The sequence below is a fragment of the Priestia sp. YIM B13551 genome, assembly GCF_042787905.1.
Classification (GTDB): domain Bacteria; phylum Bacillota; class Bacilli; order Bacillales; family Bacillaceae_H; genus Priestia.
This window is the reverse complement of the sequence record NZ_JBHZOX010000004.1, coordinates 340,791-364,342: the sequence shown is the minus strand read 5'-3', so window position 1 is coordinate 364,342 and position 23,552 is coordinate 340,791. Positions and strand designations below refer to the sequence as shown.

The 23,552-nt window shown below is 38.0% G+C and carries 26 protein-coding genes; all 26 read right to left on the bottom strand.

The features are described 5' to 3' along the window. Positions 1 to 8 precede the first annotated feature (8 nt). The 26 genes from ACFX4N_RS21550 to ACFX4N_RS21425 all read right to left on the bottom strand — a co-directional run bounded on the left by ACFX4N_RS21550 (position 9) and on the right by ACFX4N_RS21425 (position 23,538). A complete protein-coding gene (locus tag ACFX4N_RS21550; RefSeq protein WP_192099976.1) occupies positions 9 to 1,130 on the bottom strand; it encodes a Nif3-like dinuclear metal center hexameric protein in 1,122 nt (373 codons plus the stop codon). After that, positions 1,127 to 1,831, bottom strand: coding sequence for a tRNA (adenine(22)-N(1))-methyltransferase (locus ACFX4N_RS21545; RefSeq protein WP_057274035.1), 705 nt, complete (start codon positions 1,829 to 1,831; stop codon positions 1,127 to 1,129). The genes ACFX4N_RS21550 and ACFX4N_RS21545 overlap by 4 nt, the downstream gene beginning before the upstream one ends. A gap of 168 nt (positions 1,832 to 1,999) precedes the next feature. Continuing rightward, the gene (cccA, locus tag ACFX4N_RS21540) at positions 2,000 to 2,359 is read right to left on the bottom strand and encodes a cytochrome c550 (RefSeq protein ID WP_013085044.1); all 360 of its coding nucleotides are present in this window, start codon (positions 2,357 to 2,359) and stop codon (positions 2,000 to 2,002) included. Positions 2,360 to 2,490: 131 nt separating this feature from the next. Next, on the bottom strand, positions 2,491 to 3,630 hold the full coding sequence (locus ACFX4N_RS21535) for an acyl-CoA dehydrogenase family protein (RefSeq protein ID WP_098449476.1): 1,140 nt from the start codon (positions 3,628 to 3,630) through the stop codon (positions 2,491 to 2,493). A 382-nt stretch (positions 3,631 to 4,012) separates the two neighbouring features. Beyond that, complete coding sequence (gene rpoD, locus ACFX4N_RS21530; RefSeq protein WP_013059219.1) at positions 4,013 to 5,146, bottom strand: RNA polymerase sigma factor RpoD; 1,134 nt, start codon at positions 5,144 to 5,146, stop codon at positions 4,013 to 4,015. Between the two features lie 65 nt (positions 5,147 to 5,211). After that, on the bottom strand, positions 5,212 to 7,020 hold the full coding sequence (gene dnaG, locus ACFX4N_RS21525; RefSeq protein WP_013059220.1) for a DNA primase: 1,809 nt from the start codon (positions 7,018 to 7,020) through the stop codon (positions 5,212 to 5,214). Between the two features lie 41 nt (positions 7,021 to 7,061). After that, positions 7,062 to 7,532 (bottom strand): YaiI/YqxD family protein, encoded by a 471-nt coding sequence (locus ACFX4N_RS21520; RefSeq protein WP_192100470.1) that lies wholly within the window; start codon positions 7,530 to 7,532, stop codon positions 7,062 to 7,064. 311 nt (positions 7,533 to 7,843) lie between these two features. Next, complete coding sequence (locus tag ACFX4N_RS21515) at positions 7,844 to 8,647, bottom strand: pyruvate, water dikinase regulatory protein (RefSeq protein ID WP_013059222.1); 804 nt, start codon at positions 8,645 to 8,647, stop codon at positions 7,844 to 7,846. Positions 8,648 to 8,680: 33 nt separating this feature from the next. Further along, positions 8,681 to 9,319, bottom strand: a complete 639-nt coding sequence (gene ccpN, locus ACFX4N_RS21510; protein ID WP_025750542.1) for a transcriptional regulator CcpN — start codon at positions 9,317 to 9,319, stop codon at positions 8,681 to 8,683. A gap of 258 nt (positions 9,320 to 9,577) precedes the next feature. Next, positions 9,578 to 10,342, bottom strand: a complete 765-nt coding sequence (gene recO / locus ACFX4N_RS21505) for a DNA repair protein RecO (RefSeq protein WP_057274037.1) — start codon at positions 10,340 to 10,342, stop codon at positions 9,578 to 9,580. A gap of 27 nt (positions 10,343 to 10,369) precedes the next feature. Beyond that, positions 10,370 to 10,513, bottom strand: a complete 144-nt coding sequence (locus ACFX4N_RS21500; RefSeq protein WP_014458193.1) for a YqzL family protein — start codon at positions 10,511 to 10,513, stop codon at positions 10,370 to 10,372. A 155-nt stretch (positions 10,514 to 10,668) separates the two neighbouring features. After that, the gene (era, locus tag ACFX4N_RS21495; protein ID WP_013059225.1) at positions 10,669 to 11,574 is read right to left on the bottom strand and encodes a GTPase Era; all 906 of its coding nucleotides are present in this window, start codon (positions 11,572 to 11,574) and stop codon (positions 10,669 to 10,671) included. After that, entirely contained in the window at positions 11,567 to 11,965 is a 399-nt protein-coding gene (locus tag ACFX4N_RS21490; RefSeq protein WP_013059226.1) for a cytidine deaminase, read from the bottom strand. Before ACFX4N_RS21490 ends, era begins: the two co-directional genes overlap by 8 nt. 91 nt (positions 11,966 to 12,056) lie before the next feature. Next, positions 12,057 to 12,428: a diacylglycerol kinase family protein gene (locus ACFX4N_RS21485; protein WP_057274038.1), complete on the bottom strand. Its 372-nt coding sequence runs from the start codon at positions 12,426 to 12,428 to the stop codon at positions 12,057 to 12,059. Then, positions 12,412 to 12,882 carry an rRNA maturation RNase YbeY gene (gene ybeY / locus ACFX4N_RS21480; protein WP_029320165.1) on the bottom strand — a complete coding sequence of 157 codons (471 nt, stop codon included), beginning with the start codon at positions 12,880 to 12,882 and terminating at the stop codon, positions 12,412 to 12,414. Before ybeY ends, ACFX4N_RS21485 begins: the two co-directional genes overlap by 17 nt. Then, the gene (locus tag ACFX4N_RS21475) at positions 12,879 to 14,987 is read right to left on the bottom strand and encodes an HD family phosphohydrolase (protein WP_057274146.1); all 2,109 of its coding nucleotides are present in this window, start codon (positions 14,985 to 14,987) and stop codon (positions 12,879 to 12,881) included. The genes ybeY and ACFX4N_RS21475 overlap by 4 nt, the downstream gene beginning before the upstream one ends. A gap of 63 nt (positions 14,988 to 15,050) precedes the next feature. Continuing rightward, positions 15,051 to 16,025 (bottom strand): PhoH family protein, encoded by a 975-nt coding sequence (locus ACFX4N_RS21470; protein ID WP_013059230.1) that lies wholly within the window; start codon positions 16,023 to 16,025, stop codon positions 15,051 to 15,053. Positions 16,026 to 16,028: 3 nt separating this feature from the next. Then, positions 16,029 to 17,216 (bottom strand): sporulation protein YqfD, encoded by a 1,188-nt coding sequence (yqfD, locus tag ACFX4N_RS21465; RefSeq protein ID WP_057274039.1) that lies wholly within the window; start codon positions 17,214 to 17,216, stop codon positions 16,029 to 16,031. A gap of 16 nt (positions 17,217 to 17,232) precedes the next feature. After that, positions 17,233 to 17,517 (bottom strand): sporulation protein YqfC, encoded by a 285-nt coding sequence (gene yqfC, locus ACFX4N_RS21460; protein WP_013059232.1) that lies wholly within the window; start codon positions 17,515 to 17,517, stop codon positions 17,233 to 17,235. Positions 17,518 to 17,576: 59 nt separating this feature from the next. Next, positions 17,577 to 18,038, bottom strand: a complete 462-nt coding sequence (locus tag ACFX4N_RS21455) for a hypothetical protein (protein WP_013059233.1) — start codon at positions 18,036 to 18,038, stop codon at positions 17,577 to 17,579. A gap of 31 nt (positions 18,039 to 18,069) precedes the next feature. Next, the gene (gene floA, locus ACFX4N_RS21450; RefSeq protein WP_013059234.1) at positions 18,070 to 19,053 is read right to left on the bottom strand and encodes a flotillin-like protein FloA; all 984 of its coding nucleotides are present in this window, start codon (positions 19,051 to 19,053) and stop codon (positions 18,070 to 18,072) included. After that, positions 19,053 to 20,384 (bottom strand): NfeD family protein, encoded by a 1,332-nt coding sequence (locus tag ACFX4N_RS21445; RefSeq protein ID WP_057274040.1) that lies wholly within the window; start codon positions 20,382 to 20,384, stop codon positions 19,053 to 19,055. Before ACFX4N_RS21445 ends, floA begins: the two co-directional genes overlap by 1 nt. A gap of 178 nt (positions 20,385 to 20,562) precedes the next feature. Further along, positions 20,563 to 21,006, bottom strand: coding sequence for a GatB/YqeY domain-containing protein (locus ACFX4N_RS21440; protein WP_013059236.1), 444 nt, complete (start codon positions 21,004 to 21,006; stop codon positions 20,563 to 20,565). A 15-nt stretch (positions 21,007 to 21,021) separates the two neighbouring features. Then, entirely contained in the window at positions 21,022 to 21,195 is a 174-nt protein-coding gene (gene rpsU, locus ACFX4N_RS21435) for a 30S ribosomal protein S21 (protein WP_013059237.1), read from the bottom strand. A 226-nt stretch (positions 21,196 to 21,421) separates the two neighbouring features. Further along, positions 21,422 to 22,780 (bottom strand): tRNA (N(6)-L-threonylcarbamoyladenosine(37)-C(2))-methylthiotransferase MtaB, encoded by a 1,359-nt coding sequence (mtaB, locus tag ACFX4N_RS21430; protein WP_192099970.1) that lies wholly within the window; start codon positions 22,778 to 22,780, stop codon positions 21,422 to 21,424. Between the two features lie 5 nt (positions 22,781 to 22,785). Next, positions 22,786 to 23,538, bottom strand: coding sequence for a 16S rRNA (uracil(1498)-N(3))-methyltransferase (locus tag ACFX4N_RS21425; protein ID WP_029320160.1), 753 nt, complete (start codon positions 23,536 to 23,538; stop codon positions 22,786 to 22,788). Between the last annotated feature and the right edge of the window lie 14 nt (positions 23,539 to 23,552).

Here is a 23,552-nt window from a genome sequence, read left to right as displayed (position 1 = left end):
TTTTTTTGTTACATAAACGTAAATGGGTTTGTGTCTACTTTTGAATCAAATACTTCACACTCAAAGTTTTTCGCATCAAAAAGACTGTTTAATACACGCGTTACACCTTGTCTCATAACTTTTTCAACATGATGACCAGGATCTACAACGTTTAAGCCCATTGCCATTGCATCATGCGCAACGTGGAAATACAAATCACCTGTTACATAGGCATCTGCTCCGCTAAATTTTGCGTTTGTAATATATTTGTTTCCATCTCCACCAAGAACAGCTACTTTTTTCACTGTGGCATCCATAGCCCCTACTACTCTAACACCGTCCACATCCAATGCTTGTTTAACATGAGCGGCAAACTGTTTTAACGTCATCTCTTCTTTTAACTTACCAATTCGTCCAAGTCCAAGCGGCTCGCCCGTTTGTTCCACTGGATAAATGTCATAGGCTACTTCTTCGTAAGGATGAGCACTGAGCATGGCACGAATAATTTTATTTTGTCGACCCGCTTCAAAAATAGTTTCAACTTTTGTTTCATTTACACGTTCTAACTCTCCTTTTGAACCAATGTATGGATTGGCTTCTGAAGAAGGTTTAAATGTGCCTTCCCCTTCAGTTGAAAACGTACAGTCGCTGTAAAGACCCACATGTCCAGCTCCCGCATCACAAATAGCTGTGCGCACTGCTTCAGCATGATTTGAAGGAACAAATACAGCAAGCTTTTTCAGCTGAATAGACGTTGTTGGAACCAGCACTTTTGTCTCTTGTAGCCCCAATGCTTCGGCCAACAAGTCATTTACTCCACCTTTAGCTATATCTAAGTTTGTATGAGCAGCATATACAGCAATATCATGTTTGATGCATTTCTCTAAAATACGCCCTTCAGGACGATCTGTAACCACTTGTTTTAGAGGTCTAAAAATAGGAGGATGATGAGCAATAATTAAATCCACTTGTTTTTCAATCGCTTCGTCTACGACCGTTTCAAGAACATCTAACGTTACCATTACTTTTTTTACAGGCTTGTTTAACGTTCCAATCTGTAAACCAATTTTATCTCCTTCAACCGCTAAATGCTTGGGAGAAAATGATTCAAATGCTTCAATTACTTGAAATCCGTTAGGGATTTTACTCATTTTAACGCCTCCTCAATTAATGAGATGTCTTGGGTAAGTTTTTGAAGTTTTGCTTTGCTTTCCTCGGACTGAGCCTGCTCCATTTGGCTAACAATTTGTTTAAGATGATTTAGTTCATACGTCCACTTTGTCGTAAAAGCAGAAGAGCGCTTTTCTTTTAAAATAGGGCCCATTAACACACCGGCTTCCACTTCACCGTTATAAGGAGCTAAGGCGTTTCCAGGTTCAGCGACGATGACTTCATACATACGACCGTCTTCTTCGATGATTTTTTCATCAATGATTTCCCAGTTGTGTTGAATCAGCCAGCTGCGAATATGATGTGAACCAATATTCGGCTGAAGTACAAGTCTTTTTACTCCTTCTAACTTTGCCTTTCCTTCTTCTAAAATCATCGTAATAAGCGTTCCGCCCATTCCGCAGATTGTAATACAGTCTACTTCATTCGGTGATATTACTTCTAGGCCGTTTCCTTTTCGAACGTCAATAACGTCCGTTAAGCTTGTTTTTTCCACCTGCTGAATAGCAGATTGAAGAGGCCCTTCTGTAATTTCTCCTGCTACGGCACCGCTAATATATCCATTTAAATAAGCAAAACACGGCAAGTATGCATGATCTGAGCCAATGTCTGCTATCTTTGCTCCCAAAGGAATCGACTTTACTACTTCTTCAAGTCTTGTTGATAAGTTTAATTCATTCATTTTGTCACCTATTCTCTATGTGATTACTGTTCATTATTTTAACATAGATAGCTGCATGATTCCTATTTCTCTTCATGTTTTCCTTTTAGCTGAATGCTTATAAAAAACCATAAAAAAAAAGCCTGCTTTATAAATGAGCGGCTTTCCAGAAAATCATGTTTCTGAACTCTATTTAATTTCTGATACCCATTTAGCCATTTCCTTCGCTTTTTCCGGAGGAACCAGCCCGGCCGGCATGTTTCCTTTACCGTTTACAACAATATCTGCAATTTCGTCTTGAGAAACTTTTTTCCCAATTCCTTTTAACGAAGGACCTACTCCACCTTGATACTGATCACCGTGACAACCAATACAAGTTTTTTGGTAAATTTCTTCTGGTTTAGCTGAAGCCTGCTGTTCCGCGCCACCGCCTTCTTTTTCAGCCGCGATTTCTTTTGCATTGTTCAATCCGTTGAACGAAAGCGTTAACATTAAAGCAATCCCAATTACCGCAATTAATAAAAATGGTATTAGCGGATTTCGCTTCACTCACTATACCCCCTTTATGTATTCCCATCCCTAGAAATAACAAAATAGTATAAGCACTTTTATTTTACTTGAAAATGCTCATAAGTGAAAGGGTTTTATTTACATAATTAACTAATTTCTTATTGCGTATCTTAACAGCCAATTTGCCTTGCAATAACCGAGCGCTGAATTTCTGAAGTTCCTTCTCCAATTTCTAAAAGCTTGGCATCTCGTAAATACCGCTCCACGTGATACTCCTTCATGTAGCCATATCCTCCATGAATCTGAACAGCTTGACTGGCTACTTCCATACAAATTTCAGAAGCATACAGTTTACACATAGCAGCTTCTTTCGTAAATGGCTTTCCTTGGTCTTTTAACCACGCTGCTTTATACACCATATTTCTTGCTAACTCAATTTTCATCGCCATATCAGCTAATTTAAACTGAATCGCTTGAAACGATGAAATAGCTTTCCCAAATTGCTTTCTTTCCTGCGCATATGACAGTGCTTTTTCATAAGCTGCTTGAGCGATTCCAACGGCCATTGCGCCAATTCCAATTCTTCCCCCGTCAAGCGTCATTAGAAATTGTTTAAAGCCTTCTCCTCTTACACCGAGTAAATTCTCTTCAGGCACTTCAACATCCTCTAAAACGAGTTCAGTTGTATTTGAAGCATGTAGACCCATTTTCTCGTAATTGTCTATTACAGTAAAACCTCGAGCTTCTGTAGGCACGATAATAGCTGAAATTTCTTTTTTACCTTCTGTACGATTTGTAACAGCCGTTAAAGCTAAAAACTTTGCATAGCTGGCATTCGTAATATAGCATTTACTTCCATTAATCATAAATGTTCCATCCTTCAACACTGCTTCGGTCTCGGTTCCTCCCGCGTCACTTCCTGCGTTCGGTTCGGTTAAACCAAACGCTCCAAAAGATTCCCCGGAGCATAAAGCAGGTAGGTACTGTTCTTTTTGCTCTTTTGTTCCGAATAAGTAAATAGGTGCCCCCCCAAGCGAAACATGAGCTGAGTATGTAATTCCTGTAGAGCCACAAGCTTTACTTAATTCCTCTACGACAATGGCAAAACTAACCGTATCTGCTCCTCCGCCTCCATACTCTTCAGGAAAAGGAAGACCCATTACACCAAGCTCACTTAACTTTTTAAAAACATCAAGCGGAAATTGCTTACTTCGATCGCGCTCTAGTGCATTCGGTGCTACTTCCGCTTCTGAAAACTCTCTGAGCGTCCGTTGAATCATCTTTTGTTCATTGGTTAATTCAAAATTCATTTTTATTCCCCCTAAAAAAATGTATACGCTTACATTATTTAATTATAATTCATTTTTGTAAATTTTCTCAACTTTTAAAACGTTTTAATTTTTTCATGTTATAATAGAGAAGTACTAATCAAAGCATGAATAAAATGATAGCGATTCCATTTTTCGGATGTTTAAAAGGAATTTGAACAGCTTATGCTCTGTAACAAAAGAATATAAAGGAGCATTTGCAAAACGAAGGACAATTCAGTAAAATATATGAAAGAAGAAAAGTTGGTAAAAAAATCAATATACTTCTTCAAAATGCGTTTTTATGAAATTTATTCCATAAAAAATAGATAGCCCCTTTCCTCTAGGAAAGAAGCTATCTCATAAGCGTTATTTACGCTTTTATCTATTCTAAGAAATCTTTTAAACGTTTGCTTCGGCTAGGGTGACGAAGCTTACGAAGCGCTTTAGCTTCAATTTGACGAATACGCTCACGCGTTACGCCAAATACTTTCCCTACTTCTTCAAGCGTACGCGTACGTCCATCGTCCAGACCAAAGCGGAGTCTAAGAACATTTTCTTCGCGATCTGTTAACGTATCAAGGACGTCTTCTAACTGCTCTTTTAATAATTCATATGCAGCATGTTCAGAAGGTGATGTTGCATCCTGGTCTTCAATGAAGTCACCTAAATGTGAATCATCTTCCTCACCAATTGGTGTTTCAAGGGAAACCGGCTCTTGAGCAATTTTTAAGATTTCACGAACTTTTTCTGGTGTTAAGTCCATATCTTCTGCAATTTCTTCAGGAGATGGTTCGCGACCTAAATCTTGTAGAAGCTGACGTTGAACACGAATTAGCTTGTTAATCGTTTCAACCATATGAACGGGAATACGAATCGTTCTTGCTTGGTCAGCAATTGCTCGAGTAATAGCTTGACGAATCCACCATGTCGCATACGTACTGAATTTATAACCTTTGCGATAATCAAATTTTTCTACCGCTTTAATAAGACCCATGTTTCCTTCTTGAATTAAATCAAGAAACAGCATACCGCGCCCGACATAGCGTTTAGCGATACTTACAACAAGACGTAAGTTTGCTTCAGCAAGACGACGTTTCGCTTCTTCATCGCCTTCTTCAATACGTTTTGCTAAATTGATTTCTTCCTCTGCTGACAATAAGTCAACGCGTCCGATTTCTTTTAAGTACATACGAACTGGATCATTAATTTTCACACCAGGAGGCACACTTAAATCATTTAAATCAAACTCTTCTTCTTTTGACAGTTCTTGAATATCGGGATCGGCATCGTCATCATTTGCTTCAGATTCACTCATTACTTCAACACCTTGTTCTCCAAGGTATTCATAATATTCATCCATTTGATCGGATTCAATTTCGAAGTTCGCCATACGCTCTGCAATTTCTTCGTATGTGAGCACACCACGTTTTTTTCCGATTTCGGTCAATTGATCTTTTACTTGTTCAATTGTTAAATCTGAATCAAGTTGTTTTGATTGAGCTGATTTTTCAGCCATCAGATCCCCTCCTTCCAAAATTTTAAGGAAAACCTTCTAAAAGTGGGACTAATACGCAATATCGTTTATTTTAACGTTTTTTTTAACTGTAAAATTTCCATTGCTATTGTCGCAGCTTTTAAATAATCTTTTTGACGCTCTGCTTCTTGCTTTTCTGCTTCTTTTTTTTCTATCGCTACCCTTTGTGGGTAAATCAATATCGTTTGGATATAATCATTCAAAGCTTGCTCCGACAATTCATCATTGATTGACATCATCGCCAATTCTGAAGCTAGACTAGACAACGAAGACTCGGGCAACCGTTCGATAAATCCGCTCGGATTAGGCTCGTGTCCTTCCTCGTAATAAGCATACAAATATAGAACAAGCGCACGATGTTCCTCGACATTGAACTGACCTTGAAGTCGGTCTTGAATTCTAAATGCTACATCCTTATCTTTCAACATATGAGCGATCAAAAAACGTTCTGCATTTTGATAAGCCGGTAATAAGCTTCTCTTTACGACTGGTTGTCTATTTATATTATTTCGATTTGGAGAATCATTATCCTTTTTCTTTTTTTCAGTTCGATACACTTGATACTGCTGTTCTTTAAGCGCATCTAATGAAATGGAAAACTCTTGTGCCAATTGGCGTAAATAATGATCTCGCTCTACAGCTTTCGTAAGGAGGCTTATTTCTTTCAAAACGTCTTCAATGTATTGCATACGTTCAGATTCATTTTGTAGATTTCGTTTTCGGCGGAGATACCTCATTTGAAATGCCATAAAGGTCAAGCTGCTATTAATAACATCATTTTGAAACTTCTCTGCCCCGTATTCTTTAATATAATCATCCGGGTCATAACCATCCGGCATCACAGCAATCTTAACGGTACAACCCACATTTGTTAAGATAGCAGTTGCTTTGTGCGCTGCTTCAATTCCAGCAGAATCTGCATCATAGCAAATGATAACGGACTCTACATTTCGGCGAATAATCTTGGCTTGTTCTTCTGTTAAGGCAGTTCCCATTGTTGCAATTGCGTTCGGGCACCCCGCTTTAACAGCCGAAATAACATCTGCAAATCCTTCAAATAAAATAACCTGCTGATTTTTGCGTATATGTTTTTTAGCGCGGTGAAAGTTGTAGAGTGTGCGACTTTTGTTAAAAATAGAAGTTTCGGGACTGTTTAAATATTTAGGCTGCCCTTTTATCTCTTTTAGTAGACGCCCTGAAAATGCAATTGTTTTGCCTTGCAAGTCAGCAATAGGAAACATAATTCGATCACGAAAACGATCAAAGTACGTTTCATTTTGATTGCGTTTAATGATTAAACCTGCATGTTCCATCTCTTGCGGATTAAACCCACGTTTTGTTAAGAACTTACTTACAAATTCCCACGAATCTAAAGCAAAACCTATCTCAAATTCATCGATAATTTCTCGTGAAAACCCTCGATTTATTAAATAATCATAAGCATCTTGGCCTTCTTTTGTATTTACCAATAAATGATGGTAAAATTTCTTTAAAAGCTCGTGTGCTTCAATCATTTTATTGCTAGGCTTTTGATTATCTTCTTCATGAGGATGTATCTCATGTTCGAAAGGAATATCTCCTTTTTCAGCAAGCTGCTGAGCTGCTTCCGTGAAGGACAGTCCTTCTAATTCCATTATGAATGAAAATGAATTCCCTCCTGCACCGCATCCAAAGCAATGATAAATTTGTTTATCAGGCGATACTGAAAAAGACGGTGTGCTTTCCCCATGAAACGGACAGAGTCCAAAATAATTGCGCCCTTGTTTTTTTAGTTGTACATAATCGCTTATGACGTCGACAATATCTACTGAATGCCGAATACGGTCGATTACTTCATCAGGAATTCGATTTGCCATAGTAACAGCTCCGTATTTCATATAATATTCTTCACTAAGTGCTAAATTCCTGCAAGTTTCGACAACATTTTTTCAAAAGCTTGAATGAAATGCTGGCGATCTTCTTCACTAAATGCCTTTGGGCCTTTAGTATGACGGCCTGACCGTCGCTCTTTTGCAGAAACATAACGAAAGAAAAGCACCGTATTCATTTCGTCGTCATTATAGTACTTTCCACGAGGAGACAGTGCGTAAACCCCTCGACTTACTAACATGCTTGCTAAGCCAGTATCTTGAGTTACGACAATATCCTGCTTGACTGCGTGATTTAAAATATATAAATCTGCGGCTTCCTTTTCTGCATCCACACAGACCCATTTTCCTGGTGTAGGATTTGTTTGCATGTGAGCATAGGAAGCAACAAACACAAGATCGATGTCATATGTATGTGTAAGTTCAACGATTTCTGCTTTAACAGGGCATGCATCAGCATCGACAAAAACTTTACTTTTTCTTTTGCTATAACTCTGTATTCTACATCCCTCCAGAGATTCCTTCTAACAATTTGTTATTTCCTGTAGATGGCATTTGTCGAATACTTTTTTCGATTTTGACTTGACTTTTATATAAATAGTTTATTCGTTCTTAACAAAGTCTAAACCTAAAACTATTCTTTTTTATCACAATTTTTTATTATAATATAAACAACCTATATTTTCTATACCAAAGTCACTTGTTTTTAAAAGTTCTGTCATATTCATCTTTGGGATATTTTCTTAGGCTTACAGCATACAAACATAAGAAAGCAATCTCCTTTATGTCACGCACAGAGGAGATCCATCGTTTATTTCTTTTTGATGGTATTGAGAATGATACCAGCTGTTTCTTCTACGGCTCTGTTGGATACGTCCACCACTTCACAGCCAATCTTATCTACAATCCCTTGGAAAAATTCAAGTTCTTCTTTAATACGGCCAATATTAGCATAAATTGCTTTATCGTTTAGCCCAAGAGACTTTAAACGCTCTTTACGAATATCGTTTAACTTTTCAGGACTAATAGTAAGTCCTATACACTTCTCAGGTGATACGTGAAACAGCTCTTCTGGTGGATCTACCTCAGGTACAATCGGAACATTGGCTACTTTCAAACGCTTGTGTGCTAAAAATTGAGAAAGAGGTGTTTTAGATGTTCTTGATACACCGATTAATACAATATCCGCTCTAAGAATGCCTCTCGGGTCACGCCCATCATCATATTTCACTGCAAATTCAATCGCTTCTACTTTCTTAAAATAATCTTCGTCTAATTTTCTAGCCATTCCAGGCTCATAGCGAGGAGAAAGTTGATAAGAAGATTGAATTTTATCAATTAAAGGTCCAATAATATCAAATACCTCTACCCCGTTCTTGGACGCTTCTTGAATTAAAAATTCTCTCATTTCGGGCTTTACTAGCGTAAAGCCAATAATAGCGTTGTTCATCTTCGCTACTGAAACCACTTCTGAAAGTGTTGCGATGTCCTCTACGTAAGGTACTCTTTTAATTACAAAGTCCGTCATATTGAACTGACTTGATGCAGCCTTTACAACTAGTTCAGCTGTCTCACCTACAGAATCCGAAATGACATAAAGACATGGGTTGTTCATATTTTGTGCATCCCCTTTTTAATCCTTTTTCACTTATAATACTTCATCATTTGCTAATGCTACTAGTAATTTTGTAATATTTGTTTTGGTAATGCGTCCCACCACTTCAAAATTGCCGTCTCCCTCTTTAATAACGGGCATAGCATCAATCTGTTTTTCAATTAAGATCTTAGCAATATCAATTAACAAATCTTCGCGATAGCAATATGTAATGTTGGGCATTCTCGTCATGATAATATGAACAGGAATAGATGTGAGCTCTTGCTTTCCGATACTCGCGCGCAATAAATCTTTACGCGACAGTACCCCCACTAGCTGGGATTTCTCATCCACTACAAAAAGAGTCCCCACGTCTTCTAGAAACATTGTACAAATAGCATCATATACCGACACATTTTCGTTCACAACCACCGGGATAGACTGATATTCTTGCACCTGTATTTTTTTTATTTTATCTGTAAGAAGCTGTGCTCCTGTTTTACCTGTGTAAAAGTAACCTACGCGCGGTCGCGCTTCTAAATAACCAGCCATTGTTAAAATAGCCAAGTCCGGTCTTAGTGTTGCCCGCGTAAGGCTAAGCTGATCTGCAATATGCTCGCCTGTAATAGGGCCTTCGTCTTTGACAATTTGCAAAATTTGTTCTTGTCGTTTGTTCAGTTCGATTGTACTCACCACCTAATCATTAAATGTGACATACTATTTATAAAACATTATATACTTTTTAAGCAAAAGTAAAAGCTATAACTTATTAATTTTAGCATTTTATCTTTTTAGAATGCCGTTTATTTTACCACGGCTTCTCAAAAAAAGCAGGCATTACGCTTACAATAAGCGAAGCTACCCCTTCGCTCCACAGTAAAAAGGGTGTCCCCTACACACTACGAGGCACCCTAGCGACAGCAATTCCTTGCATATCACTGATTATCTTTTCTATTTCTCATCAGACAGCGATTGTTTTAAAGACTCCATCTGATTCAAAAACCGCTTTGTTTTTAAAAACAATCCTGAATATTCTTCGTAATATTGATCAATTACGAACTTTAATTGTTTTTTTGTTTCGGGCTTAACAGAAATAGAACCCAATCGCTTTAAATCAATGTAATAAAATAGCCTTAATAGTTTAACCGTCATCGGACTAATTTTCAAATGATAAGGATCTTTTTCTAAGCATCGATGACAAATAAACCCGCCTTCTCGAATGGAAAAATGAAATGTTCCTTCACCTCGACGGCAGACTGCACATTCATTTAATGTAGGATGAAGACCTAGTACGTTTAACATTTTCATTTCATAAATAAATGTTAAGATCTCTGCATCATACTCTTCGTTCATATAATGAATGGTTTGGTGCAGCAGTTCAAATAGAAATGGATTTGGTTTATTGTTCTCAGTAGCTTTATCTGTTAATTCAAGAATATAAGAAGCATACGCTGTTGTGAAGATATCTTCGCGTATGCTTCTCATAGATGAGATAACTTCTCCTTGATGGAGAGTACCCATTCCTGAACCTGCTTGTATAAAAAAGTATCCATACGTAAATAATTGTGTAACGGAAGCTAAGCGACTACTGGGCTTTTTTGCCCCTCTTGCCATGAGACCCACTTTTCCGAGTTCACGTGAATAAATGGTGACAATTTTATTTGATTCACCGTAATCATTCGTTCGAATGACAATTCCTTCACACTTTTTAAACAATCATCATCACCGCCATCTTACAGAAGGCTAAGACAAGGGAGAATTGAGACTTTCGCTGTTGTCCTCATATGTTTCGGGTCTTTCTTTCACTTCATTTTCAAGTTCCTTAAAAATGAGATAAGTATCAATGCTACCTGTTTGTGAAAAAATGTTCCAAGTAAAATTCAACATAGAACTCCCACCTTTCTAACCATAAAGATCAGATACATATTTCAATTCCTTATGTTTAGAATAGCCTTCCGACGTAAAATCATGTAACACAATTTTTTACAAATTACCTTCTTTTATGAAGGGATATAAATCGACGCAAACAAGAACTCAAATGATTAATATTCGTCTTCTCTAAATCCAAAGTCACGGAGATGCGACGCTCGGTTTCGCCAATCTTTTTGCACTTTTACCCATAGTTCTAAAAATACTTTTGAACCTAAAAGGGCTTCAATGTCTGCTCTTGCTTTTCTTCCTACCTCTTTTAACATCTTTCCTTGCTTTCCAATTACGATGCCTTTTTGTGAATCTCTTTCGACGATAATTGTAGCGCCCACGTAAACAGCACCATTATCTCGTCTTTGCATAGAATCCATCACAACGGCAATAGAATGAGGTATTTCTTCCCTCGTTGCATGCAGTACTTTTTCACGAATTAATTCCGTAATAATAAAGCGCTCTGGGTGATCTGTTACTTGATCTGCCGGATAATATTGCGGACCTTCCGGCAATCGCTGCTTAATTTGATCAAGCAAACGCTCCACGTTATTTCCTTGTAAAGCTGAAATTGGCACAATTTCAGCAAAAGGATATAAGTCTTTATAATTCGTGATAATTGAAAACAATTCGTCTGGATGAATTTCATCAATTTTATTAATCACAAGGAAAACAGGCGTTTTTGTATCCTTTAAACGCTCGATAATAAATTCATCGCCTCGACCTAAGCCTTCTGTTGCGTTAATCATAAATAAAATTAAATCTACTTCTTTAAGCGTATTTTGCGCTACCTTCATCATAAAGTCGCCTAATTTATGCTTAGGTTTATGAATTCCTGGTGTATCAATAAACACAATCTGCGCCTGATCTTCCGTGTACACACCCTGAATTTTATTTCTAGTTGTTTGCGGTTTGTCACTCATAATCGCAATTTTTTGACCAATTACTCGGTTCAAAAAAGTTGATTTCCCTACGTTTGGTCTTCCAATAATTGAAACAAAACCTGACTTAAATTCATTATTACTCATGTAAATCCTCCGATGAAAATGCTCCTGGAAGTAATTCTTCCACAGTTAATTCTTGTATGTCATTTTTTAAATTGGTTAATATAACTTTCATTTCTTTTGGACAAAGCTCAGAGATTACTTGTCTGCATGCTCCACACGGAGAAACAGGACGATCAGTATCAGCTACTACAGCAAGTGCTGCATACTCTTTATCTCCTTCTGAATAGGCTTTAAATAAAGCCGTACGCTCAGCACAATTGCACATGCTATAAGCTGCATTTTCAATATTGCAGCCGCGATAAACCTTTCCATCTTTCGTCAATAAAGCTGCACCAACTTTAAATTTTGAATATGGTACATAAGCCATTTCACGAGCTTTTTTCGCCTCATCAATCAGTCCGGTCTTATCCATTTATCCGCTCTCCTTTTGCGCTTCTACATGTCTTTTAACTTGTCCTTTTTTATTATACCACGGGGGTGTAAAGAACCAAAAAGAATCCTTTTTAAAACAAATACTTTAAGAAAATAATTCCTCCTATAAGGACAGCAAAACACGCATAGACCAACACCGCGGCTGCGGCTGCATCTTTTGCGTGTTTTGCTAGTATGTGATATTCAGGAGAAACTAAATCGACAACTTTCTCAACCGCTGTATTCATTAACTCCAAGCTGAACATGCCTGCAATCAGAAGCAGCACAACCGTCCATTCATCAGCTGTAATTGACAGCACGGCGCCTAAGAAAAGGACGATGAAAGAAGCTACTACGTGAATTTGCATATTTCTCTGTGTTTTACACACATAGATAAACCCTTCTATTGCATAACCAAAGCTACTGACAACTTTAGCTATCCCCTTTTTATCGCGAGAGTCCATATTGTTCTAAAATATCTTTTTGACGTGTAAACATCTCTTTTTCATCTTCTGATGTTTCATGGTCATATCCAAGCAAGTGCAAGAAACCGTGAACCGTTAAGAATCCTAGCTCCCTCATAAACGAGTGATTGTATTCTTCTGCTTGCTCATGAGCTTTTGGAATCGAAATGACAATGTCCCCTAGGACTCTTGGCAACTCATCTCCGATAATTTGCATTTCATCTTCGCCCATTTCTTCTAGCGCAAACGATATTACATCCGTTGGCTGATTTTTATGGCGGTATTGATGATTGATTTCTTGAATTCGATCATTATCCACAAATGTAACGGACACTTCTGCATCCTCTTGCAGATTTTCATATATAGCAGCGGCTTCAAGCAGCTTTTCAAGCTCTTTTTGCTGTTCTTCACTTACTTCGTTTGTTTCATCAATAAAATCAATAACTAAACTCATACCTTCACCTTCTCTTTTTTTATCTCTGGATATTCGATTCGGGAATGAAAAATCCCATTTAAAGTTTCACATAGTGCTTGGCGAATTAACTCTAGCTCCTTGAGCGTTACGTTACACTCGCTAAGCTGCTCATCCTGCAAGCGATCTTTAATAATATTTCGCACCAAGTTCTCAATTTTTTCAGGAGTCGGATTGGACATTGACCTTACGGCTGCTTCTACACTATCAGCTATGCAAATAACCGCTGCTTCTTTCGACTGAGGCTTTGGTCCAGGATAGCGATATTCTTTTTCATCAATTTTTTCTTCTGTTTGTTCAAGTGCCTTATGATAGAAAAACTTAAGCAGAGTCGTTCCGTGATGCTGCTCTGCAATATCTACAATCTCTTTTGGAAACTTGTGATTTCGCAAAATGGTAGCTCCATCTGTAGCATGTGCGATTATAATATTTTTACTAGTCTTAGGACTTAGTTTATCATGCGGATTAGTAATATTCATTTGATTTTCAATAAAATACTGCGGTCGCTTCGTTTTACCAATATCGTGGTAATAAGCCCCGACTCTCGCTAATAAACCGTTAGCTCCTATCGTTTCGCACGCCGCTTCAGATAAGTTTGCCACCATTACGCTGTGATGGTATGTTCCAGGTGTTTCGGTTAAGATTTTGCGTAATAGCGGATGATTAGGACTCGATAATTCAATCAGCTTCATCGTAGATAAAATGCCAAATCCACTTTCAAAAAACGGAAGCAAACCTATAGTTAAAACGGAAGCGATAACACCAGATGCAATTGACATCATGCTGTAATAGCCAAGCTCTACAGTGCCGATTTGGCCATTTTTAATAAAAATAATAGCAAAGCTGATAATTACGTTTACCATAGCCACAAATAGACCTGCCTGCAAAATCCGTGAACGTCTGTGCTGCCTGCTTAAAAATAAAATAGCAGCAATATTGCTAATTAAAAAGTAGATCCCAATGTTCATATTAAACGAGGTTGTCAATTCACCATTAAAAATAATGCTTCCACAAATAGCAAATACAATGCTTGATAAAATAGCAATGCGTTCATCCATTAAAATTCGAATCAGCAAACCTCCCACCGCAACAGGAGCTAAGAAACCAATTTCCGATAAATCAATTTGCTGAAACAAGCTTAAGATTTTCATGAGGCCAATCGTAATGGTTGCTACCAATACATACAACAGCAAGGGCTGATATGTCTTGGTGTGAAATTCACGCAAATAGTAAATGAGGCCCGCTACCATCATTACAATCAGCAAAGCTAACCCCGCAAAAGGCTGAATAGATCCTTTATTATTCAACAATCCCGCGAGCTGGAGCTGACGATATATATCAGGATTAATAAGCTGATTTTCTTCTACAATAATCTGGCCTTGTTTGATTCGGACAGGCTCCACTTTTTCCACAGCTGCTTGACGGTTTTCAGCTGTTTTTTGTGGATCATAAATCACATTTGGAATGATAGCGAATTTAGCAATTGCATTCATTGAATCCTTTAGGGAATTGCTGACATTGGTGTAAACAAGCTGACTTTCTACTTGATCTTTTTTCTCTTCTACATCGCTAATCTTCACTTGATCTTTCATCACATGATGAACGGCCGTGACTACAGCATCTTTCGCAATCGATAAATCACTGTTAGAAGACTGAAGCAGCTGCTTAATGGTATCCTTTGGCAAGTTTTTTTGAATGTCTTCAGGAAGCTTGTCCTCTAGCATTTTTTGTTTGGTTTTTAATACGGCATCGATACTGTCATCTTCATGATCTTCTTTTTCATATTCTGTATTAACTTCCATCATCGCATCAAAAATAGATGCAACAAGATCGACTTGGTTCTGTGCGTATTCTGTTTTTTGTGTATACACATCTTCAACGGCTTGTTCTGCCTCTGCCCGTTTTTTCTCTGTGCTCTCTTTATCTTCAATGGTAACGGGTGAGTAAATGGTTTGCGGGGAAATAGATAGTAATCTGAGATCTAATTCCTGCGGCTTTACATTGCTATACATAGACGCAAACATCATTACACCTAACAAGGCATATAACCCAATTTGAATTAACCGTAATCGCTCGATCTGTGCCATTGTTTGCTTGATTATCCGAAACGTTGACACAAACGTACCCCCTTTTACAAAAAATAGACCCTATTAAGAAAGGGTCTTTTGGTCAGCTTGTTCGTACGCTTGAATGATGCGTCCCACAAGTGGATGGCGCACAACATCTGACTGTTCTAGATGAACAAACGAAATACCTTTAACATTGGTCAGGATTTTCGAGACAGCCGCTAGACCAGACTGAGCTCCTTTTGGTAAATCAATTTGTGAAATATCTCCTGTAATCACCATTTTAGACCCAAATCCTAGTCGTGTTAAAAACATCTTCATTTGCGCCATCGTGGTGTTTTGCGCTTCGTCTAAGATAACAAACGCATCATCTAGTGTACGACCTCGCATATAAGCAAGGGGTGCTATTTCAATAACTCCGCGTTCGATTAGGCGTTGCGTATGTTCTGTTCCTAATACATCATGTAATGCATCATACAGAGGCCGCAAGTACGGATCTACTTTTTCTTTCAAATCTCCTGGCAAGAAGCCAAGACTTTCACCTGCTTCAACAGCAGGACGTGTTAAAATAATACGCTGTACGTGACCATTTTTAAGAGCATTAACGGCCATGACAACGGCTAAATACGTTTTACCGGTACCAGCAGGCCCAATTCCAAATACCAAATCATTTTTCTTAATAGCCGAAATGTATTGACTTTGTCCTAATGTCTTAACACGAATAGTCTTACCTTTTACATTTTTACCAATCTCTTCTTCATATACATCTTCAAAAAACTCGAGAGAATTTTTCTTAGCTAATTGAACCGCATACACAACATCTCGTTCAGATATGGAAATATTTTTTCGGATAATGTTCAGTAACTTTTTAAGCATTTCTTCCACTAGCTGAACATTTTCTGTACTTCCGGAGACTACAACAGTCTCACCTCTTGAAATGATAGAGACCTGCATTTCTTCTTCAATTCGCTTTAAATTCGCATCTTGTACGCCAAATAATGAAATGGCTTCGTTTGAATCATCAAGTTGTACGTTAATTGTTACTAGCTGTTCTGACATTCATCAATCTCCTTGAATAATTGGTTGAGTGTTCGCAATATTTTCTATAACTTGGTAATGTATTGATAATCTAACTTTACCATTGTCCTGTTCTTGGTGCAAAACTTTTTCACCTTTTATTTTAGCATCCTCACCTAAAGTTGATAGTAATTTTTTTCTACCAATTTCCAAAGCTTTTTCCACCGCCTCTTGTTTAGAATAGACGCGCTGCGAGTTCTGTTCTTCTCGTACAGCAACTTTCTCATACAACAGAGGTAATTTCCATTTAAAAAAATAGAGTGGATGCTCCACTTTTTCTGTCACCTTTGAGCCGTATTTTTCTTTGTTAAAAGCCCAAAGAGGCATTTTAAAAGCTTGAAAATCTAAATAGTGCTTCGTATATCCATTACCCGTTAATACCTGAAAATCAGTTTTTAAAGGCACTTCCACCTCAGACTTATACCATGTTTCACCATAGACTTTCCCTTTAGCAGCTACTACTTTTTTATTTTTTTCGTTTCCAATAATACCGGAAACTAGGACCTCGCCTTCATTGACAAAATCATTAACCTTGACTAAAGGTTGTCCTTTTTCGACAAACAAATTCGTAATAATGGCTTTCTTTTTAGCAATTAAATGTTGGTAAGGTGTTTTTTGCTGAGGCTTGGGCTCATTTTTTTCAACCACTTGGAAGTGATAAGAAGTGCCGCGCACTTCTACTCCCACCCAGGTAATATTGTTCATATTATCCGTTAAATAGCGCTGAATTTTTTCAGGACTCTCTAACAGAAATTGAAACTCCCCTCTTTTTACACCTATTTTGGCAAGCTGCTTAGTCATTTGATGTTCTGTTTGTGGTTCTGCACCGCTAATTTCCACTTTCCACACCATGTTGGAAAGCAAACCAAGAATAATAAAAAAAGAAAGAAAACCCAAAGCAAACCCACTATTTTTGATCACTCGTTTTGTTAAAAAAGGAAAACCTCTGCCTCTTATAAAATAAATTTTACAATCTGCGTTGCGAATTAGTATACGAATTTTCTTTACATCTTTCAATAATATCGTTGCTGTCGCTAGCTGACCGTCAACTTTATGGACATTCGAAATCATAATCTGTTGTCTCACACAATTATTTAAAAAACGTTCAATTCCTTTTCCAACAATTCGAATACGTACGGTACCAATAACAAAGTTTGTCCATCCATTCTTCATTTTTTTCCTCCTTGTGTTATTGTTCTAAATAAAGAACTTGATTGATTTTACCTTCTAAAACCAGTTCTTCTGGCAGTATTACTTTAATGACCAGTCCTTCACCTCGAATTAACATTTGTCCCTGTTTTAGTAACACGCGTATTTCAGTATCAGAAAAGGCTAATAAACCTTTATGATTTTCAATATAAATGTGTATTTGTCCAACTAACGTAATACGGGGAAGATCCATTAATACATCAGCGGGTAGTTCCATTGTTTTTGTCATCCATCTTTTCATTTGGTGTCTCCACTTTTTGCTCATAAAAAGAACCCCCTTTCATCTCATGTTTATGAGAAAGGGGGTTAATGTATCACATCTATTTATCGTTTATATTTACGTTGTTTCGATTTTGGCGGCCCTAGAATTTCGGACCATATCACTCCTTGAACAGCTTCTTTACGAGAAATGGGCTTGAAAACGTTTTTCTCACCCGTAATTTTTGGTTTGTCAACTGTGATTTTCTTTTGAATAGACGGTTCATGATACGAACGATTTTTTAGCTCTTCCAATTTTTCTTGCAAAGGATTTGTTTCTGCTGAAGGAACAGTTTCTGGCTCCATACGAGCTGTTTTCGGCTCTTCTTTGACAGGTCGATATCTAGGTCTTTCCCGCCTTGAAGGATTGTTTACAGGAGGCATAGGAGCTCTTTTAGAACGCTGCTGTTCTTCCTCTTTTGACTGAGCCATAAAACGCTGCACAACGTTAAAAATAATCCCTCCAATGATGACAAAAATGAAAGCATTATTAATAATTAGTTTAATAAGCGTTTCAACGATATTCATTAGGAGAAAACCTCCTTGTTAAGCTGATTCATTATTTCTCATCGTCTTCTTTAGACATTTTTCCAATTGAATCACGCATATCCGTATCAGCAGTCAAGTTTTGAATATTCATATAATCCATGACGCCAATATTGCCAGAGCGCAGTGCTTCTGCCATCGCTAACGGTACTTCTGCTTCTGCTTCTACTACTTTTGCGCGCATTTCTTCTACTTTTGCACGCATTTCTTGTTCTTGAGCAACGGCCATAGCACGACGTTCTTCGGCTTTTGCTTGTGCAATATTTTTATCTGCTTCCGCTTGGTCTGTTTGAAGAACTGCCCCAATATTTTTACCAATATCGATGTCAGCAATATCAATGGATAAGATTTCAAACGCTGTTCCTGAATCCAGTCCTTTTCCTAACACCGTTTGAGAAATCATATCGGGATTTTCCAATACTTTTTTGTGATCTTTTTGCGAACCGATTGTAGAAACAATCCCCTCGCCAACACGGGCAATAATCGTTTCTTCTCCAGCTCCCCCTACTAGTCGATCAATGTTTGCACGAACAGTAATTCGAGCTTTTGCTTTGACTTCGATTCCATCCATAGCCACCCCTGCAATAAAAGGTGTTTCAATAACTTTTGGATTAACGCTCATTTGTACAGCTTCTAGCACATCACGGCCCGCTAAGTCGATAGCTGCTCCGCGCTCAAATGTTAACTCAATATTTGCTCGGTGCGCTGCAATCAACGCATTTACCACGCGGTCAACGTTACCGCCTGCTAAATAGTGGCTTTCTAATTGATTAATGGTAATACCTAAACCTGCTTTACTTGCTTTAATTAACGGGTTCACAACGCGAGATGGTATCACTCGACGAAGTCTCATTCCGACCAGTGTGAAAATACTAATACGAACGCCTGCTGCTAATGCTGAAATCCATAGCATAATCGGTACAAAAGTGAAAAAAACAGCTAAAGCAATAATTGCTAGACCAATAACTACAAAAAACAATACGCTACCTACTTCCATTAATTAAGGTCCTCCTTTTTCAAAGGCTCTGTAAGCTTCCGCACCACAACCCTTGATCCCTCTACTTTTATAATATTTACTAACACATCTTTGTCTAAATATCCTCCTTCAGTGACTACATCCACATACTCTTCATCGATGAGTACGGTACCTGAAGGACGCAGCGGTGTTGTTGTTTTACCTTGTTTTCCTATTAATTCATAACGATTTTGATTCGACACGTAGCCAGATTCGGTATTAAGTGAATCATTAAGCACCATTTTTTTGAAAGGTGTAAGCTTTCTTTTAAAAAATTTCATCATCACAAACGCACCTCCCAGTGCCACCACTATTGCAATTACAAGAGAAATTCCCATTTCGACATTATTATCTGTTGACATAAAAAAACTTAAAATGATAGCTCCAAGTCCTAGTAGTCCTAAAACTCCGCCTGGTACTACAATCTCTAACAGAAGCAATATAATTCCTGCTATAAATAAAACGAGCGCTTCCATTCCAGCTAATCCTGCTACCATATGACCATAGAAAAATAAAAGAAGTGAAGCTATTCCAATAGAGCCCGCAATACCAAATGAAGGCGTAAACAATTCAATTACAATTCCTAAAGCACCAATGGATAATAAAATGGGAACAACAAGCGGATGGGTAAGAAAACGAGCAATTTGTTCACTTACACTCATTTTTGCATACGTCAGTTTAGCATCTTCATAGCCAAGTACGCTTAGGAGATCGTCTAAATTTTTTACAGTCCCTTCTGAATAACCAACTTGCTCGGCTTGCTTCGGAGTGAGCGTCAACAATTCGTTTCCTTTTAAGTTGAGCTCAGGTATTACCATCTTGGTATTTGCCATCGCTTCTGCATATTTAGGGTTTCGGTTATTTTGTTCTGCTGCGCTCTTCATAGCCGATAACCAGTAGGACTGAGCTTTTTTTCCTGCGGCATTTCCGTGTTGGTCAATCACTGCTGCCGATCCCATTGTAGAACCGGGTGTCATATAAATTTGATCCGCGTTAAGTGCAATATACGCTCCGGCTGATAATGCTTTTTTATCGACAAAAGCAGCGGTAGGAATAGGTGTTGAGGTTAAGCTTTTAGCTATTTCAGAAGCTGCATCTACAGCTCCTCCAGGAGTATCTATGTCCAATATAATCAAATCTGCACCGTCATTTTCCGCATCTTCAATGGATCTGTTTAGAAAAGAAAGCAGTCCATTTTCTACCGTTTTATTTACAGGAATAACGTGTACGCGCTTCACGTCAGCGGTGCTAATAGTGGGGAATAACCCAGTGGCTAAGATAAGAAAGCACACGAAAGAAAATAAGGTTTTCACCGAATACACTTCCCTCCTTCCATAGATAGTATGAGCATGTATCTGTATATACGAATAACTTTAACAATAGTTTCAAATTTTTTAAAATTTATCTATTTTATTCTTTGCACCAGAAAAACAAAACATACGTTCGATTATTATCCATATAAAAAACACCTTACACAAGGTAAGGTGTTTTTTATGATAAGTGTTGAAGGACAAGCTTATTAACAAGAGAGCCATCCGCTTTGCCTTTTACTTTCGGCATAAGCGCTCCCATAACTTTCCCCATATCAGCTTTAGAGGAAGACTGCGTTTCTTCAATCGTCGTTTTAATAATTTCAGATAACTCTTCTTCAGTTAGCTGTTTAGGAGCGTAAACTTCTAAAACCGCTAATTCAGAATGAATTTTATCAACAAGATCTTGACGACCTGCTTTCTCAAATTCATGGAGGGAGTCTTTACGTTGTTTGAATTCGCGAGAAATAACCGTCAACTCGTCTGCTTCAGTTAGGTCGGTTCCTAACTTAATGGCTTCGTTTTGAAGAGATGCTTTGACCATACGAATGACCCCAAGCTTCTCTTTCTCTTTGTTTTTCATCGCTTGTTTCATATCACTATTTAAACGCTCGAGAAGACTCATAAATCCACCCTCTTATTAGAACTTGCGTTTTCTAGCAGCTTCAGATTTCTTCTTACGCTTTACGCTAGGCTTTTCATAGAATTCGCGCTTTCTTGCTTCTTGTAACGTACCAGTTTTTGAAACTGAACGTTTGAAGCGACGAAGAGCATCTTCAAGCGATTCGTTTTTACGAACAACTGTTCTTGACATTCTAATTCCCTCCCTCCGAACAAAACCACTAACATCATAATGAAATGACATGTTAGACATGTCTTTTGCAATTATAATATAATGATTCCTTAAGGTCAACCGCTTTACATAAAGTAATGCAGTTATTCCCCCTTTATTTTATGAACTTTCTTGATAAAACATTACTCGTTCAGCTTTTTTACACGTATGAAAAAAGCTGCGTATACACGCAGCTTTCCAATAAGTGTTATGAGCTCATTTTCACCTGATCTTGAAGATGAACCTCATCTAGCACGCGAACAAACTCACCTTCATTATAAGGATATCCAGCTTTTGAAATTTTCACTTTTACAAGCTTTCCAACCATTTCTTCAGACGCTTTAAACACAACCTTTAAGTAGTTATCAGTATATCCTACATATAAACCACTTTCAGGATCTTCTTTATATTTTTCTTCCGGAATTACTTCTAGTACTTCTCCTTCAAACGTTGAAGCATATTCTTTTGCCAATTGATTTGAAAGTTCGATTAAACGATGCACACGTTCATTTTTCACTTCTTCATCAATTTGGTCGGTCATACGAGCTGCTGGCGTACCTGTACGTTTAGAATACGGGAATACGTGAAGCTCTGAAAAACCGTGCTCTTTAATAAAGTTGTACGTCTCCATAAACTCTTCTTCTGTTTCACCTGGGAAGCCAACAATAACATCTGATGTAATCGCTAATCCAGGAAGAGCTTCTTTCAGACGGTTTAAGCGCTCACCAAAGAACTCCATTGTATACTTACGACGCATGCGCTTCAATACCGTATTTGAACCTGATTGAAGAGGAATATGCAAATGACGTACAACCATTTCTGATTGATCTAGTACCTCAATCACTTCGTCTGTAATTTGACTTGCTTCAATTGACGAAATACGAATGCGTTTTAATCCTTTTACTTGAGACTCTAAATCACGAAGAAGCTGGGCAAGATTGTAATTTTTCATGTCTTCTCCGTATCCGCCAGTGTGAATACCTGTTAACACGATTTCTTTATAGCCCGCATCCACTAGCTGCTGTGCTTGTGCTACTACTTCTTTAGGATCACGAGATCGCATTAAACCGCGTGCCCATGGAATAATACAGAATGTACAGAAGTTGTTACAGCCTTCTTGAATCTTTAACGAAGCACGCGTACGGTCTGTAAAAGCCGGTACATCTAGCTCTTCATATACGCGTGTTTTCATAATGTTTCCTACGCCGTTAATCGGTTGACGCTCTTTTTTAAATTGTTCAATATAATCAAGCATCTTAACGCGATCTTGTGTACCTACTACGATATCAACACCAGGAATGGCCATAATTTCAGCTGGCGAAGTTTGAGCATAACACCCAGTTACACAAATAACCGCATCTGGATTTTTTCGCACAGCTCTGCGAATAACTTGACGGCTTTTTTTATCTCCTGTATTTGTTACCGTACATGTATTAATTACATATACATCGGCAGTTTGTTCATATTCAACACGCTCATAGCCTTGGCCTTTGAACAATTGCCAAATTGCTTCTGTTTCATAGTGATTTACTTTACACCCTAGCGTGTGAAAAGCAACTGTTGACATAATCGTCACCTCATTAACTCAGTTTGATAAGATATAGCAGACAGCGCATATAAAGGAGCTGTTTCTGCCCGTAAAATTCGCGGACCAAATCCGCTTATTGTAAATTCATTTTCTTCTAATACTTCTACTTCCTGCTCGGTCAAACCACCCTCTGGACCTACAACCACAAGCACGGAATTACCGGGTTTTAAAGCCGAAAGAACAGCGTGCAGATGAGATGTTTCTCCTTGCTTTGCTCTTTCTTCATAGGCGACAACTTTATGAGTATAGTCACCGCTAATTTCTACTAGTTTTTTAAAAGAAATTGGGGCTTCTACTGCTGGTACAATCGTACGATGAGATTGTTCTGCAGCCTCTTTAGCAATCTTGTTCCAGCGATCTAATTTTTTTTGACTCTTTTTATCATCCCATTTAACAACTGAACGAGCCGCAATAAAAGGGATAAACTTATACGCCCCAAGTTCTGTCCCTTTTTGGATAATAAGCTCGAGCTTATCCCCTTTAGGCAGACCGTTCACAATTGTAACATGGACTGGAAGCTCTTTTTCTTCGCTTATCCATTCTATAATAGATGCTTTCACTTCGTTAGCGGAAATATTTTCAATTTCACACAAAGCAGCTTGCCCCTGTTCATTACAGGCAATAAACTGTGATCCTTCATTCATTCTCATGACGCGTGAGATATGATGGGCATCATCTTGTGTCACTATGACACTTTGCTCTTGAAATTGATCATTTGGCAGAAAATAACGTTGCATCTTGACACCTTCTC